The sequence below is a fragment of the Micromonospora sp. DT81.3 genome (assembly GCF_049847225.1).
Taxonomy (GTDB): domain Bacteria; phylum Actinomycetota; class Actinomycetes; order Actinomycetales; family Microbacteriaceae; genus Microbacterium.
On the sequence record NZ_JBNCNY010000001.1, the window covers coordinates 309,939 to 323,979 of the forward strand.

The 14,041-nt window shown below is 70.1% G+C and carries 13 protein-coding genes; 3 read left to right on the forward strand and 10 right to left on the reverse strand.

Annotated elements, in window-relative coordinates; translation table 11 throughout:
• The first annotated feature begins 2 nt into the window (after nucleotides 1–2).
• Nucleotides 3–962 carry an L-lactate dehydrogenase gene (locus tag ACPW96_RS01465; RefSeq protein WP_425881755.1) on the forward strand — a complete coding sequence of 320 codons (960 nt, stop codon included), beginning with the start codon at nucleotides 3–5 and terminating at the stop codon, nucleotides 960–962.
• A 100-nt stretch (nucleotides 963–1,062) separates the two neighbouring features.
• Here ACPW96_RS01465 and ACPW96_RS01470 read toward each other — a convergent pair whose 3' ends face one another.
• A complete protein-coding gene (locus ACPW96_RS01470; protein WP_425881756.1) occupies nucleotides 1,063–1,521 on the reverse strand; it encodes an SRPBCC domain-containing protein in 459 nt (152 codons plus the stop codon).
• A gap of 69 nt (nucleotides 1,522–1,590) precedes the next feature.
• Between ACPW96_RS01470 and radA the strand changes: the two genes are divergently transcribed.
• On the forward strand, nucleotides 1,591–2,955 hold the full coding sequence (radA, locus tag ACPW96_RS01475; RefSeq protein ID WP_425881757.1) for a DNA repair protein RadA: 1,365 nt from the start codon (nucleotides 1,591–1,593) through the stop codon (nucleotides 2,953–2,955).
• Between the two features lies 1 nt (nucleotide 2,956).
• Here the strand turns inward: radA and ACPW96_RS01480 are convergent, their stop codons facing one another.
• The 6 genes from ACPW96_RS01480 to ACPW96_RS01505 form a co-directional block, all read right to left on the reverse strand.
• The gene (locus ACPW96_RS01480) at nucleotides 2,957–3,367 is read right to left on the reverse strand and encodes a hypothetical protein (protein ID WP_425881758.1); all 411 of its coding nucleotides are present in this window, start codon (nucleotides 3,365–3,367) and stop codon (nucleotides 2,957–2,959) included.
• 34 nt (nucleotides 3,368–3,401) lie between these two features.
• On the reverse strand, nucleotides 3,402–4,118 hold the full coding sequence (locus ACPW96_RS01485) for a FadR/GntR family transcriptional regulator (protein ID WP_425819881.1): 717 nt from the start codon (nucleotides 4,116–4,118) through the stop codon (nucleotides 3,402–3,404).
• A gap of 381 nt (nucleotides 4,119–4,499) precedes the next feature.
• The gene (locus ACPW96_RS01490) at nucleotides 4,500–5,279 is read right to left on the reverse strand and encodes a 3-oxoacyl-ACP reductase (RefSeq protein ID WP_425881759.1); all 780 of its coding nucleotides are present in this window, start codon (nucleotides 5,277–5,279) and stop codon (nucleotides 4,500–4,502) included.
• Nucleotides 5,280–5,321: 42 nt separating this feature from the next.
• A complete protein-coding gene (locus ACPW96_RS01495; protein WP_425881760.1) occupies nucleotides 5,322–6,683 on the reverse strand; it encodes an aldehyde dehydrogenase family protein in 1,362 nt (453 codons plus the stop codon).
• Nucleotides 6,680–7,435, reverse strand: a complete 756-nt coding sequence (locus ACPW96_RS01500) for a gamma-glutamyl-gamma-aminobutyrate hydrolase family protein (RefSeq protein WP_425881761.1) — start codon at nucleotides 7,433–7,435, stop codon at nucleotides 6,680–6,682. The genes ACPW96_RS01495 and ACPW96_RS01500 overlap by 4 nt, the downstream gene beginning before the upstream one ends.
• Nucleotides 7,436–7,643: 208 nt before the next feature.
• Nucleotides 7,644–8,999 carry a glutamine synthetase family protein gene (locus ACPW96_RS01505; RefSeq protein ID WP_425881762.1) on the reverse strand — a complete coding sequence of 452 codons (1,356 nt, stop codon included), beginning with the start codon at nucleotides 8,997–8,999 and terminating at the stop codon, nucleotides 7,644–7,646.
• A 182-nt stretch (nucleotides 9,000–9,181) separates the two neighbouring features.
• Between ACPW96_RS01505 and ACPW96_RS01510 the strand changes: the two genes are divergently transcribed.
• Nucleotides 9,182–10,726 (forward strand): amino acid permease, encoded by a 1,545-nt coding sequence (locus ACPW96_RS01510; RefSeq protein WP_425881763.1) that lies wholly within the window; start codon nucleotides 9,182–9,184, stop codon nucleotides 10,724–10,726.
• A 265-nt stretch (nucleotides 10,727–10,991) separates the two neighbouring features.
• Here the strand turns inward: ACPW96_RS01510 and ACPW96_RS01515 are convergent, their stop codons facing one another.
• From ACPW96_RS01515 to ACPW96_RS01525, 3 genes are read right to left on the reverse strand one after another with little or no spacing between them, the layout of a single operon-like run.
• Nucleotides 10,992–11,735, reverse strand: coding sequence for a hypothetical protein (locus tag ACPW96_RS01515; RefSeq protein WP_425881764.1), 744 nt, complete (start codon nucleotides 11,733–11,735; stop codon nucleotides 10,992–10,994).
• A 48-nt stretch (nucleotides 11,736–11,783) separates the two neighbouring features.
• Nucleotides 11,784–13,262, reverse strand: coding sequence for an FtsX-like permease family protein (locus ACPW96_RS01520; RefSeq protein WP_425881765.1), 1,479 nt, complete (start codon nucleotides 13,260–13,262; stop codon nucleotides 11,784–11,786).
• Complete coding sequence (locus ACPW96_RS01525) at nucleotides 13,259–14,020, reverse strand: ABC transporter ATP-binding protein (RefSeq protein ID WP_425819865.1); 762 nt, start codon at nucleotides 14,018–14,020, stop codon at nucleotides 13,259–13,261. The genes ACPW96_RS01520 and ACPW96_RS01525 overlap by 4 nt, the downstream gene beginning before the upstream one ends.
• Between the last annotated feature and the right edge of the window lie 21 nt (nucleotides 14,021–14,041).

Below are 14,041 nucleotides of genomic sequence, written 5' to 3' on the forward strand. Positions count from 1 at the left end.
ACATGAGCGTGATCGAGAACTCCAAACTCACCGTCGTCGGTGCCGGAAGCGTCGGAGCCAGCGTCGCGTACGCGGCCCTCATCCGGGGCTCCGCGCGCCACGTCGCCCTCTACGACATCGCCACCGCCAAGGTGGAGGCAGAAGTGCTGGACCTCGCGCACGGCACCCAGTTCACGGGCGCCAGCGACATCGTCGGCGGCTCGGACATCTCCGTCGTGGAGGGCTCGCATATCGTCGTGATCACCGCCGGCGCGAAGCAGAACCCCGGGCAGAGCCGCATCGAGCTCGCGGGGGTCAACGCCGGAATCATCGCGACCATGATGCCGCAGCTGCTCGAGGTCGCGCCGAACGCGGTCTACGTGCTCGTCACGAACCCCTGCGACGTGCTCACGGTGCTCGCCGCCGAGGCATCCGGACTCCCCCGCGAGCGCATCTTCTCCTCGGGCACCGTGCTTGACACCTCACGGCTCCGGTGGAAGCTCGGCGAACGCGCCGGCGTCTCGACGAGCAGCGTGCACGCCTACATCGTCGGTGAGCACGGCGACACCGAGTTCCCGCTCTGGTCAAAGGCCACGATCGGCACGGTCCCCATCCTCGAATGGGAGACCGAGGGGCATCCGCGGATGACGAAGGACGAGCTCGACTCGATCGCGATCGACGTTCGGGACGCCGCCTACAAGGTCATCCAGGGCAAGGGCGCGACGAACTACGCGATCGGGCTCTCGAGCGCCCGGATCGTGGAGGCGGTGCTCAACGACGAGCACGCGGTGATGCCGGTGAGCACGGTGCTGAGCGATTTCCACGGGGTGGACGGGATCGCGCTGTCGGTGCCGTCGATCGTCAGCGCTTCGGGTGCGGTGCCGATCCGCGAGACGCCTTTCTCCGACGAGGAGGTCGCGTTGCTCCGTCGATCCTCCGACGCCCTCGGCACGGTGATCCAGAGCCTGCGACCCGTTCGCTGACGCCGCGCCGGTGCGGGATTCAGGCTCGACAGGGTCACGTCGGCCGAAAACCGCCCGCGGGGAGTACTCCTGACCCGGCGAGCCTGCGCGCGGTCCGCGCTCAGGCGGACGAGACGACGTGGTCGAGCTTGGCCAGCGACGAGGCGAGCCCGACGGCATGGTCCCGGGGGTCGATGCCCGGTGGCACGTCCGTGCACCGCACCGTGACGAGGGTGCCCACCTCGCCCGCCGCGAAGCTCCAGGCCATCGTCATCGTGCCCGCGAACGCCGGGTCGTCCGAGGGGAAGTCGACCTCCCACACCACCCGGTTCGGGGGCTCGAGCGCCACGATGCGCGTCTCGGCGACATCCGAGTCCTCGGTGAACTTGCCGCGTGCGTCTGGGGCGTCGAAGGTCAGTACCATGCGGAAGCCGCCCCCCACTGCCGGGTCGAAACTCTGGAGTCGGCCCGACGCCCCTTCGGGGGGCAGCCAGGCGCTCAGCAGATCCGGGTCGACGAAGGCCCGGAAGATCGCGTGGGGCGGTGCTGCGAGAAGGCGGGATGCCGAGTCGACGCGCATGCCGACAGCATACGTAGCCTTCGCGATGTCGCAAGAGTGGATGTCGGGGGCGCGGGTTAGCCTGAAACCATGGCCACCCGTCGCCCCGCTCCCGCCGCGTATCGCTGCACCGAATGCGGGTGGACGACACCGAAGTGGGCCGGCCGCTGCGCGGAATGCCAGCAGTGGGGAACGGTTGTTGAGGCCGCGGAGCAGACCGGCATCCTGCGCCAGATCGCCGCGGTCGCCCCGACGGATGAGCGGGCGGCACGGCCCATCACGTCCATCGACACAAGCGAGGCACCGCGGCGCACGAGCGGAGTCGGCGAGTTCGACCGCGTGCTCGGCGGCGGCATCGTCCCCGGCGCGGCCATCCTGCTGAGCGGCGAGCCCGGCGTGGGCAAGTCGACCCTTCTGCTCGAGGTCGCGGCGCAGAGCGCTCGCGCCGGCCGGCGGGTGCTCTATGCGAGCGCCGAGGAGTCGCCCGCCCAGGTGCGCCTCCGCGCGGAACGCACCGGCGCGCTGCACGACGAGCTCTACCTCGCGAGCGAGACCGACCTCGCCACGATCCTCGGGCACATCGACGAGGTGCGGCCAGAGCTCGTGATCGTCGACTCCGTGCAGACCGTGTCGTCCTCGCTGTCGGAAGGCATGGCCGGGCATCCCAGCCAGGTGCGCGAGGTCGCCTCCACCCTCATCCGGGTCGCGAAGGACCGCGGGCTCCCCATCGTCCTGGTCGGACACGTGACCAAGGACGGCCAGGTCGCGGGACCCCGCCTGCTCGAGCACCTGGTCGACGTGGTCTGCCAGTTCGAGGGAGACCCGCACACCTCCCTCCGCTTCGTGCGGGCGCTGAAAAACCGGTTCGGCCCGACCGACGAGGTCGGGTGCTTCGAGATGACCGGCTCGGGCATCGCCGAGGTGCCCGACCCGAGCAGCCTCTTCCTGAGCCGGGGGGCGCCCGTGCCTGGTACCTGTGTTGCGATCGCGCTCGAGGGCAAGCGGGCGATGCCGGTCGAGGTGCAGGCCCTGACCATCCGCACCACCGCCCCGAACCCACGGCGCATCGTGAACGGCGTCGACGCCTCACGGGTCGCGATGGTGCTCGCGGTGCTCGAGCGGCGCGCGAACATCAAGGTGTCCGACCTCGACGTCTACGTCTCCACCGTCGGTGGGGTGCGATTCACCGAACCGGCCGCCGACCTCGCGATCGCGGTCGCGGTGGCTGGATCGATCGACAACAGCGCGGTGCCGCAGGGCATCGCCGCGATCGGCGAGCTCAGCCTCGCGGGTGAGATCCGCCCGGTTACACAGGCCGGCCAGCGACGCAGCGAGGCCACGCGGCTCGGGTACAAGCAGCTGATCGATGAGCGGTCGAAGAACCTGCGCGGCGCCCTCGGAGACATCAAGGTGCGCGGACGTGCGCGGCCGGGCGACGACGTCCCGGAGTTCTGAGTCAGGCGTCGAGCGCCTTCAGCAGCTCGTCGGGCGACGCCTGCATCGGGTGCGGGCCCGCGATGTCGAGGAACACCGTCGTGATCGTGTCGCGGTGCGCGGTCAGGAAGGCCCGCAGCCAGGCCGGCGAGTAGACGCCGACGCCGGGCGGCAGGTTCGCCGGCTTGTTCTTCGCGTCGCTGAACAGCAGCAGCGCGACGTCGCCGGTGGCGGCATCCCGGTACGTCCACACCTCGCCGCCGTCGAGCGGGTTGTCGCGCGGACCGGGCTTCAGCAGAGGCACCACCGTGGTCCCGTTGCGCAGCGCCAGGGCGACCGCTGCGATGTCCTGCTTCTCGAGCGCCTGTGCGAGCGCCTCGGACCGGAACTCCAGCGGAGCGCCCTTCTTCTTGCGAGAGGATGCGGCGGCCATCGTTCCAGCGTAGCCGCGGCCTCCTGACCGGCGATCACCCCAGGAATCCGCGCAGCAGCGCTTCGGAGCCGGCCAGGTGCTCGAGCATGGCCGCCGACGCGGCATCCGGCTGCCCGGCGAGGATCGCCGCGACGATGCGCTCGTGCTGCGCGTTCGAGTGCTCGATGTTGCGCGCCAGCAGAGGAAACGTGTCGAGCCACGCGTTGACTCGGGCGCGATTCTCCGCGACGAGGGAGACGAGGGTCGGGATGCCGGCGGCCTCGGCGACGGTCAGGTGCAGCAGGGAGTCGAGCCGGCGGTACTCGGCCTCGCCGGCGCCCTGCAGCTCGACGTGCCGCTGCCAGAGGGCGTCGCGCTCGGCGGCGGTCAGAGTGCGGGCGGCGGCTGCGCGGGCCCCGCCCCCCTCGAGCACCCGGCGGAGACCGAGCACGTCTTCGAGCTCCTCGGCCGTGACCGTCTCCGGGTCGGCGGGGCGCGGGAGGGGATCCGCGACGAATGTGCCGCCGTAGCGGCCCCGCCGCCGGACGAGGTACCCGGCATCGGCGAGCTCCCGGATCGCCTCCCGTACCGTGTCGCGGCTGACGGCGTAGAGCCCCGCCAGTTCTCGTTCGGGTGGCAGCGACTCCCGCGGCGCGACGACCCCCAGCCGTATCGTCTGCACGAGGCGCGCGACCGTGTCTTCGAGGGCGTTGCCCTGCCGCACCGGCCGGTACACGGCACGGCGCACCTCCTCGAGCGGCGCTTCGGTCACGGGCTCAGCCTCCGGCTCGACGTGCACACGGGAGCAGATCGGCCTGCTCCCGGCCCCGGACCGGGGTCCCCGGGCCGGCGCCCGCTCCATTCTGCTCCCGGGTGCTCGGCCCGCCGGACACAACGCAGGAGATCCACCGCGCTCGAGGCCTGTCGCGGCGGTAGGTGCCGCCGGCGCCCCGGATCTCCTGCATTGTGTCCGAGAGGCGCCGGGCACCCGGGCGCAGATCGCGGCGGTAGGCGCCGCCGGCGCCCCGGGCCTCCTGCATCGTGTCCGAGAGGCGCCGGGCACCCGGGCGCAGATCGGGGCACGCAACCCCAATGCGCCGGGCCCCGAGGCCGGTTCGCCCCTGCATCTGCTCCCCGGTGCACACGGGCGCACCTAGAGCGGGGTGACGTAGGCGCTCGAGATGCCTCCGTCGACGACGAACGTGGAGGCCGTGATGAAGGACGCGTCGTCCGAGGCGAGGAACGCGACGGCGGCCGCGAGCTCCTCGGGCTCCGCGAACCTGCCCATCGGCACGTGCACGAGGCGCCGCTGCGCGCGCTCCGGGTCCTTGGCGAACAGTTCCTGCAGCAACGGGGTGTTCACGGGGCCCGGGCAGAGGGCGTTGACGCGGATGCCCTGCCGCGCGAACTGCACCCCGAGCTCGCGGGTCATCGCGAGCACGCCGCCCTTCGAGGCGGTGTAGCTGATCTGCGACGTCGCCGAGCCGAGCAGTGCCACGAAGGACGCCGTGTTGATGATCGATCCGCGGCGCTGCGGAACCATGTGCCGCAGCGCCGCTCGGGAGCACAGGAACACGCTCTTCAGGTTCACGTCCTGCACCCTGTCCCACGCAGGCAGGCCTGTCGTCTCGATCGAGTCGTCGTCGGCGGGCGAGATCCCGGCGTTGTTGAACGCGATGTCCAGGCGGCCCCACCGCTCGAAGACCCCGTCGAAGAGGGCATCGACCCGTGCTTCATCGGCGACATCCACCGGGAAGAACACCCCGCCGACTTCGGATGCCGCGGCCTCCCCCGTCGCCGGGTCGAGGTCGGCGATCACGACCAGCGCGCCCTCGGCGGCGAAGCGCCGCGCCGTCGCGAGGCCGATGCCGCTCGCGCCGCCGGTGATGACCGCGACGCGGTCCTTGAGCCTCTGGGTGAGGTCGATCGTCATGGATGCTGCTCCCTATGGGTCGCGAGAGGCGGTGGATGTCGCTCAATCAGGGTCGGTCGCGAAGAAGACGTTCTTCGTCTGGGTGAAGTGCTCCGCGGCGTCGGGCCCCAGCTCACGGCCGAGCCCCGACTGCTTCATGCCGCCGAACGGGGTCGAATAGCGCACGGAGGAGTGCGAGTTCACGGACAGCACACCGCTCTGCACGCCTCGAGAGACGCGTACGGCGCGGCCCAGGTTCTCGGTCCAGATGGAACCGGCGAGCCCGAAATCGGTGTCATTCGCAAGACGGATGCCGTCGGCTTCGTCCTCGAACGGCAGCACCGCCACCACCGGGCCGAAGACCTCCTTCTGCGCGATGCGGTCGCGGGCGGATGCCGGCAGCACCACGGTCGGAGGGAACCAGAACCCCTCCCCGTCCGGCGCCGACCCCCGGAACGCCACATCGACCCCGTCGAGGAACGACGACACCGTGTCGCGGTGCGCCGACGAGATCAGCGGTCCCATCTCGGTGTCCTCGAGCCGTGGATCACCGACGCGCCACGCCTGCACGGCCGGCTCGAGCAACTCGAGGAACCGATCGAACACAGAGCGCTGCACGAGGATGCGGCTGCGAGCGCAGCAGTCCTGGCCGGCGTTGTCGAACACCGCAGCGGGCGCTGCGGCGGCGGCTCGCTCGAGGTCGGCGTCGTCGAAGATGATGTTTGCGCTCTTGCCCCCGAGCTCGAGAGTCACCGGCTTGAGCATCCTGGCGCAGCCGGCGGCGACATCCATGCCGACCTCGGTGGAGCCGGTGAACACGACCTTGCGCACGTCGGGGTGGCTGACGAAGCGCTCGCCGACGACCGACCCCTGCCCCGTGATCACCTGGAACAGCCCGTCCGGAAGCCCCGCGAGCAGCGCCAGCTCGCCGAGGCGCACCGCCGTGAGCGGGGTGAGCTCGGCCGGCTTGACCAGCACCGCGTTCCCGGCGGCGAGCGCCGGTGCAAAACCCCACGACGCGATCGTCATCGGGAAGTTCCACGGCACGATGATCCCGACGACGCCGTACGGCTCGTGAAAAGTCACATCGAGCCCACCGGCGACCGGGATCTGGCGCCCCGAGAGGCGCTCGGGCGCGCCGGCGTAGTAGTTCAGCACCTGGGCGACGTGCCCGGCCTCCCACCGCGCCGAGCCGATCGGGTGGCCTGAGTTGGCGACCTCGAGCCACGCGAGCTGCTCGGCGTTCTCTTCGACCAACCGGGCGAACGAGCGCAGCGCGTCGGCTCGGGCGACCGGCGGAAGGGCCGCCCACGAGCGCTGCGCTGCAACGGCACGCGCCACTGCCTCATCGACCTCGGCGATCGACGCGCGCGACACCTCCTGCAGCGGCGTCGCGGTGGCCGGATTGATGACGGTGAAGCTCACGCGCCGACCTCCTGCCCCGAGTGCGTGTTCTGGCGTGAGCCGCGTGAATCCGCATACACGGATGCCGCGGCGACGAGCGCCGCGAACAGCCGCCGGTCCTCGGAGTTCTGCTCCGGATGCCACTGCACGGCGACGAGGTACTGCTTGCCGGGCGCCTCGAATGCGTACACGAGCTCGTCGTCGGTGCGGGCTGTCGGGATGAGGCCCTCGCCGAGGCCGTCGACGCCCTGGTGGTGGTAGCTGTGTACCTCGATCTCGCCGGCGCCGACGATGCCGGCGAGGCGGGTACCGGCATCGACCACCGCGGTGTTCGTCGCGAACTGGGCGCGGCCGATCCGGTAACGCTCCGTGCCCAGAGCATCGGGCAGATGCTGGTGCAGCGTGCCGCCGTGCGCGACGTTGATCACCTGAAGTCCACGGCAGATGCCGAAGACCGGCATCCCGCGCTCTTCCGCGCCGCGCAGGAGGGCGAACTCCCATTCGTCGCGGTCTTCGCGGGGCGGGTTGGTCTCCGGATGCCGCTCCGCACCGTACCGCTCGGGGTCGATGTCGAGTCCGCCGGTGAGGATCAGCCCGTCGAGGCCGTCGAGCACGGCCGCCGCAGCGGCGTCGACCCGCGGCTGTGGCGGGAGGAGCACGGCGACTCCGCCGGATCCGGTGACGCCGTCGAAGTACTGCTGCGGCAGGAGTCCGGCGCGCACGTCCCAGACGCCGTACTTCGTCTGCTCGAGGTACGTCGTGAGGCCGATCACGGGCGCACGCCCTTCCCCGCTCCCTGAGCCAGTCGAAGCGTCGCTCGACCCCTCGACAAGCTCGGGGACCGGATGCCGGCCGGCCGCCGACCCAGCCCCCGTCGCTGAGCCAGTCGAAGCGTCGCTCGACCCCTCGACAAGCTCGGGGACCGGATGCCGGCCGGCCGCCGACCCAGCCCCGGTCGCTGAGCCTGTCGAAGCGTCGGCGTCAGAGTCGTTCGAAACCACGGACCCTCTCCCAGTCGGTCACGGCCGCATCGAACGCCTCCACCTCGATGCGCGCCTGGTTCAGGTAGTGCTCGACCATGTCGTCGCCGAAGGCGGCGCGAGCGATCGCGGATCCGTCGAAGAGTGCCGCCGCCTCCCGCAACGTCGTCGGCAAGGTCTCTCCCCCGGCCGCATAGGCGTTGCCCGTCAGTGGATCGGGCAGGGGCAGTTCGTGCTCGATGCCGTGCAACCCACCGGCGATGATCGCGGACACCGCGAGGTAGGGGTTCACGTCGCCGCCCGGCACCCGGTTCTCGACCCGCAGACCCGACCCGTGCCCGACCACGCGCAGCGCGCACGTGCGGTTGTCGATGCCCCATGCCACGCCGGTCGGGGCGAACGAACCCTTCGCGAACCGCTTGTACGAGTTGATCGTGGGTGCATAGAGGAAGGTGAACTCCCGCAGAGTGGCAAGGACCCCGGCGATCCAGTGGCCCATCAGCGGGCTGAAGCCGTGCTCCCCGTCCCCCGACATCACGGCGTCACCGGAGTCCGCACGCACAGACAGGTGGATGTGGCAGCTGTTGCCCTCGCGCTCGTTGAATTTCGCCATGAAGGTGAGCGCCTTGCCGTGGCGGTCGGCGATCTCCTTCGCGCCGTTCTTGTAGATCGTGTGGTCATCGCAGGTCTGCAGCGCCTCGGCGTAGCGGAACGCGATCTCCTGCTGACCCAGGTTGCACTCGCCCTTGACGCCCTCGGAGTACATGCCGGCGCCGTCCATGCCCACTCGGATGTCGCGAAGCAGCGGCTCGAGGCGGGTCGTGGCGAGCAGGTTGTAGTCGACGTTGTAGTCGGTCGAGGGCGTCAGCCCCCGGTACCCCTTGGCCCACGCCTCGCGGTACGAGTCGTCGAAGACGATGAACTCCAACTCGGTGCCGGCGAAGGCGACGAGGCCGCGTTCGGCGAGGCGCTCGCGCTGGCGATTCAGGATGTCGCGTGGCGACTGCACGACGCGGTCGCCGTTCTCCCACCCGAGGTCGGCCATCACCAGCGCCGTGCCCTGCTGCCACGGCAGCACCCGCAGCGTGTCGATATCCGGGATCAGCATCATGTCCCCGTAGCCGGTCTCCCAGCTCGACATCGGATACCCCTCGACGGTGTTCAGGTCGACATCGACCGAGAGGAGATAGTTGCAGGCCTCGGCGCCGTGCGGCAGCACGACATCGCGCCAGAAGCGTGCCGAGACGCGCTTGCCGACGAGTCGGCCCTGCGCGTCGGGGAAGGCGATGATCACGGTGTCGATCTCACCGGCACCGATCGCGGCATCCAGCTCGGCACTCGTCAGGTTTCCCGCCATGCGCATCCCTTCGTGTGGCACCGTCGGCGCGTATCCCACCATTGGGCGAGCCGATCATCCGCGTAACGAGCCTAACTGTAGGGGGAAACTTGGTTTCAAAGGTAGACAACGAGTACCAATAGGCATCACAATCATGCCCAAGGTGCGCCCGGCGCCTCACCCGAATGCCCTCCGGAGGTCGAATGTCCCACTCGAGCGGTGACGCCAGAAAAGTCGCGGGAGCCACATACCAGCGAGCAGGCGACGGCTACTTCGAAAAGCGCACACTGAAACGCTCCGCCGGGATATGGGGGCTGTGGGGTCTTGCGGTCGCCGCCGTGATCTCCGGTGACTTCTCCGGCTGGAACTTCGGCATCGAGTTCGCCGGTTTCGGGGGGATGCTGATCGCCTTCGTCATCCTCGTCGCCATGTACTACGGCATGATCTTCTCGATCGGCGAGATGGCCGCCGCGATGCCGCACACGGGCGGTGCGTACTCCTTCGCCCGTTCCGCCATGGGCCCATGGGGCGGTCTCATCACCGGCGCCGCCGAGACGATCGAGTACGTCGCGACGACCGCGGTGATCGTGTACTTCTCGGCCTCCTACGCCGATGCCATCACGAGCGAGCTGCTGAACTTCTCCATGCCGACGTGGGTGTGGTGGATCATCCTCTACGTCGTCTTCATCGCGCTGAACTCCGCGGGCGCGGCCATCTCCTTCAGGTTCGCGATCGTGGTGTCCATCATCTCGATCGGCATCATCCTGATCTTCTCGCTCATGTCACTGTTCAGCGGCGCCTTCTCGTGGGATGCGCTGTGGGACATCGAGCCCGATCCCGGTCAGACGGCCTTCCTGCCGCATGGCGTGGTGCCGATCCTGTTCGCCCTGCCGTTCGCGATGTGGTTCTTCCTCGGCATCGAAGAGCTTCCCCTCGCCGCGGAGGAGTCTCACGACCCGGTGCGCGACATCCCGAAGGCGGGCTTCTGGGCCCGCGGGACGCTGATCGTCACCGGCCTTCTGGTGCTCTTCCTGAACACCGGAGTCATCGGGGCAGAGGCAACCGGCGTCGCCGCCGAGCCGCTGCTCGACGGATTCCGCGCGATCGTGGGAGACCAGCTCGCGGCCCTGCTGGCCCTCTTCGCACTCGTCGGGCTGCTCGCCTCACTGCAGGGCATCATGTTCGCGTACGGCCGCAACATGTACTCCCTCTCCCGTGCGGGCTACTACCCGCGCTTCCTGTCGCTCACGGGCAAGCGTCAGACGCCGTGGGTCGCCCTCACCGTCGGCGCGGTCATCGGATTCATCGCCCTCGTGGTGCTCGATACCGTCGCCGCCTTGAACGAGGGCGCGGGGGCCGTTGCCGGCGCCATCGTGCTGAACATCGCCGTGTGGGGCGCGGTTCTCGCCTACCTGCTCCAGATGATCTCGTTCATCATCCTCCGCAGGAAGTTCCCGAACGCGAGCCGCCCGTACCGCAGTCCGTGGGGCATCCCCGGCGCCGTCATCGCCGCGGTGATCGCGGCGCTCATCTTCGTCGGATTCCTGCTGAATCCGACGTTCGTGCCCGCGATCATCGCCATCGCCATCGTCTACGTCGTGATCCTGATCGGCTTCGCCCTGTTCTTCCGCCACCGCCTGGTGCTCTCTCCCGAAGAGGAGTACGCCCTCTCCGGGGGAACGCACGGCGACCCGCAGGCCGAAGGGTACGACGCGATGGAGCCCCAGGTCTTCGGAGAAAAGCCCTAGCACGGGGGATGGGGCGGGCGCGTCTGGGACGCGCCCGCCTTCTGTCTGCCCGGTGTCAGCCGGGAGGCCCGGTGTCAGGGCAAAAGGAAGGGGCCCTCTCGAGTTCTCCATTGGGGACTGGACAACTCGAGAGGGCCCATCGCTCGCCGTGCTCGCTACCTCACCGCTGGGGACGGTTGAGAGGTGCGCACGTGAGCTCACTAATCAACCTAGTGAATCTTCCCGATTCGGTCTGTCCCCTCTTCGGGGGACATTTTCACCGAGGTCAGAAGAGCAGGAACTGCTTCGTCTCGATGGACGGGATTCCGCCGATCCCGACGCTCACGTGGTACGAAGAACCTGCGCCAGGCGCCCGCTGCCGGTTGGGATCCTGGCAGCTCTCGACCGTCGACCGCGTGCGGTCCCAGGTCAGCGGAGCAGCGCTGGCGACGGTCTGACCCGCCGTGAGGAGCACCACCATATCACTCGGCTCGGTCTGGCAGTCGGTCGATCGCCACCAGGTGTCGGCGCCGCTGGAGACGGTGAACGACTGGGTGGTCGTTCCGACGTTGAGGGTGCAGTCCCGCGTGCCACGATTGGTGAGCTGGATGCTGAGCTGCGGATTCTCGCCGGCCTGGTAGCTCTCCTTGTCGGTCAGCGCGACGACCTCGATCTCCGAGGCGACGCAGGGGCCGGCGCTCGGTTTCGATGAGGCGCTTGCTTCGGATGAGGCGCTGGGCGTCGACGAAGCTGTGGGCGTCGAGGACGGCGTAGGCGGTGGCGAGGGCGCTGGTGGGGCGGCCGGCGTCTCGTCAGTGGGCACCGGCAGCTCGGTGGCGCCCTGCGCGGTGGGAGTGGCCGACGGGGTCGGTGCGGCGGCGGTCCCCTCCGCCGCCGTCCCCCTCCACGGCTGGGCGATGAACAGCCAGGCGACGAGGGCGGCGACGAGCAGGATGCCGAGCAGCAGCATGAGCCGCCGCCGGCGGTAGACGGCCGGGGAGGTGCGCCTGCGGACGCGTTCTGTGGCCATGCATCAAGGCTAAGCCCGGCCGCCGGAACACCCCGCAGACGCGGCGCGTCAGTCCGCGGCCAGCGCCTCGACAGGCGCGACCCTGGTGGCGAGCCGGGTCGGCACGACCGCCCCGATCAGCGCGAGCGCCGCGGCCGCGAGGACGACGGCCAGCAGCGTCAGCCAGGGCATCGCCGGCGCCACAAGCAGACCGCCCGTGGGCGAATCCGGCGACACCCGCACCGATCCGAGCAGCGACTGCGCGCCCGCCCACCCGTACGCGACTCCCAGCACGAGCCCCGAGGCGACCGCCGCGACGGTGACGTGGGCAGCCTCGGCCAGCACCATCCGCCGCACCTGCGCGTTCGAGAGGCCGAGCGCCCGCAACAGCCCGAGCTCCCGGCGGCGCTGCACGATCCCGAGCGTGAGCAGGTTGACCAGCCCCACGGCGGCGATGACGGCGCTCACCCCGATCAGCACCGTGACGATCGCGACGAACGTGTCGAGCACGGTCACGAGGTCGGGTGCGAGGGAGCCCCCGGCCGAGGCGGTGAGCACCGCCTTGGTGGTTTCAAGCGCCACCGCGAACATGGTGATCAGCGTGACGCCGATGACGATGCCGATGGCCATCCGCGACGAGCGTTCGGGATACCGGAGCGCGTTCTCGGCCGCGAGGCGCGCGGGCGCCGATCGACCGAACCACCGGCCGACCAGCCGCAGCACCGGCGGCATGAAGACCGCGGCCCCGAGCACGAGCCCGGAGAAGGAGAGGAGGCCTCCGAAGAACGCGACGATCAGCCCGAACGGAACGAGGAGTCCGAGCGCGATGCCCGCCGCGAGCAGCAGAACGCCGAGTGCGAACAGGGTGATCGCCACCGCGTTGCGGCCCTTGCGGTGCGCGAGGTCGTCATGCGCCGTCTCCACCGAGCCGCCGAGCGCCTGCAGCGGGGTGACGGACAGCACGCGGCGCGAGCCGACCCAGGCGGCGGCCCATGTGGTCGCCGCGACGATCGCGGCGGGGATCAGGAGCGCCCCGTGCACGACCGAGTAGGACACCCCGTCGACGCCGAGCAGGGTTCCCGCGACGGCGACGCAGGCGGCGGAGAAGCCGGTGCCCGCGAGCAGGCCGAGCATCGCCCCGAGAACGCCGACGAGCAGGCCCTGGCGCGCGACATCCGCCCGCTGCGACCGCGCGGATGCCCCCACCAGCCGCATCAGGGCGATCCGGCGGGTGCGCCCCGCCACCACTGTCGAGAACGTGTTCGCGGTCACGATGGCGCCGACGTAGATGGCGATGCCGAGGAAGATCACCGAGACGATGCCCAGCACGAAACCGAGGGTCTCGCTGTCGCCGATGTACGGATTCGCGGTCAGCACGGCCGCGATGTACCCGGTCGCGCTGAGCAGCACGGCTCCGAAAGCGCTCGAGAGCGCGGCGACGAGGATGCTCGCGCCCATGCCGCGATCGCGCAGCCAGGCGAGGTGAGGGGATGCCGCCGGCCACAGTTGCGCGGTCGCCGGAGACGCATCCACGGTCGCGCCGGTCATGCCGCCACCTCCATCCCGAGCATGTAGGAGCTGATGTCCGCCGCCGCCTGGCGCGGCTTGTCGGCGACGATGCGCCCGTCGCCGAGGAACAGCACCCGATCGGCGTAGCTCGCGGCGACCGGGTCGTGCGTCACCATCGCGATGCTCTGCCCGTGCTCGCGGCTCGCGGAGGCGAGCAGCGAGAGCACCTCTCGACCGCTGCGGGAATCGAGGTTCCCCGTCGGCTCGTCGGCGAAGACGAGGTCGGGCGCGGTCGCGAGCGCGCGGGCGATGGCGACCCGCTGCTGCTGTCCCCCGCTCAGCTGGTGCGGGCGGTGCCGGAGGCGAGGACCGAGCCCGAGGCTCTCGACGAGACCGTCGATGCGGGCACGCTCCAAGGCGCTCGGCCGGCGGCCGTCGAGGTCGAAGGGAAGCGTGATGTTGCCGATCGCGTCGAGCGTCGGAACGAGGTTGAACGCCTGGAAGACGAAGCCGACGCGGCGCCGGCGAAGGATCGTGAGGTCGAGGTCGGGCAGGCCGGTGATCTCGGTGTCGCCGATCCAGCTGCGCCCCTGCGTCGGCGAGTCGAGGCCCGCCATGATGTGCATGAGGGTGGACTTGCCGGAGCCGCTCGGGCCCATGATGGCGGTGAACTGACCGCGGCGGATTCCGACGCTGACGCCGTCGAGGGCGCGCACCTCGCCCTCGCCCGTGCCATAGGTCTTCGTCAGGTGCTGCACCCGGGCGGCGAGGCCGAGGTCTGTCGTTGTGATCTCCATGCTTCGACGCTACGAACCCGA

Excerpts from the sequence above, each read along its gene's own strand:
- ACPW96_RS01505 (WP_425881762.1), bottom strand. The coding sequence starts at position 8,999 with ATGGCGGGAAACCTGACGAGTGCCGAGCTGGATGCCGCGATCGGTGCC.
- ACPW96_RS01520 (WP_425881765.1), bottom strand. The coding sequence starts at position 13,262 with ATGACCGGCGCGACCGTGGATGCGTCTCCGGCGACCGCGCAACTGTGG.
- ACPW96_RS01525 (WP_425819865.1), bottom strand. The coding sequence starts at position 14,020 with ATGGAGATCACAACGACAGACCTCGGCCTCGCCGCCCGGGTGCAGCAC.
- radA (WP_425881757.1), top strand. The coding sequence starts at position 1,591 with ATGGCCACCCGTCGCCCCGCTCCCGCCGCGTATCGCTGCACCGAATGC.
- ACPW96_RS01515 (WP_425881764.1), bottom strand. The coding sequence starts at position 11,735 with ATGGCCACAGAACGCGTCCGCAGGCGCACCTCCCCGGCCGTCTACCGC.
- ACPW96_RS01465 (WP_425881755.1), top strand. The coding sequence starts at position 3 with ATGAGCGTGATCGAGAACTCCAAACTCACCGTCGTCGGTGCCGGAAGC.
- ACPW96_RS01490 (WP_425881759.1), bottom strand. The coding sequence starts at position 5,279 with ATGACGATCGACCTCACCCAGAGGCTCAAGGACCGCGTCGCGGTCATC.
- ACPW96_RS01470 (WP_425881756.1), bottom strand. The coding sequence starts at position 1,521 with ATGCGCGTCGACTCGGCATCCCGCCTTCTCGCAGCACCGCCCCACGCG.
- ACPW96_RS01480 (WP_425881758.1), bottom strand. The coding sequence starts at position 3,367 with ATGGCCGCCGCATCCTCTCGCAAGAAGAAGGGCGCTCCGCTGGAGTTC.
- ACPW96_RS01510 (WP_425881763.1), top strand. The coding sequence starts at position 9,182 with ATGTCCCACTCGAGCGGTGACGCCAGAAAAGTCGCGGGAGCCACATAC.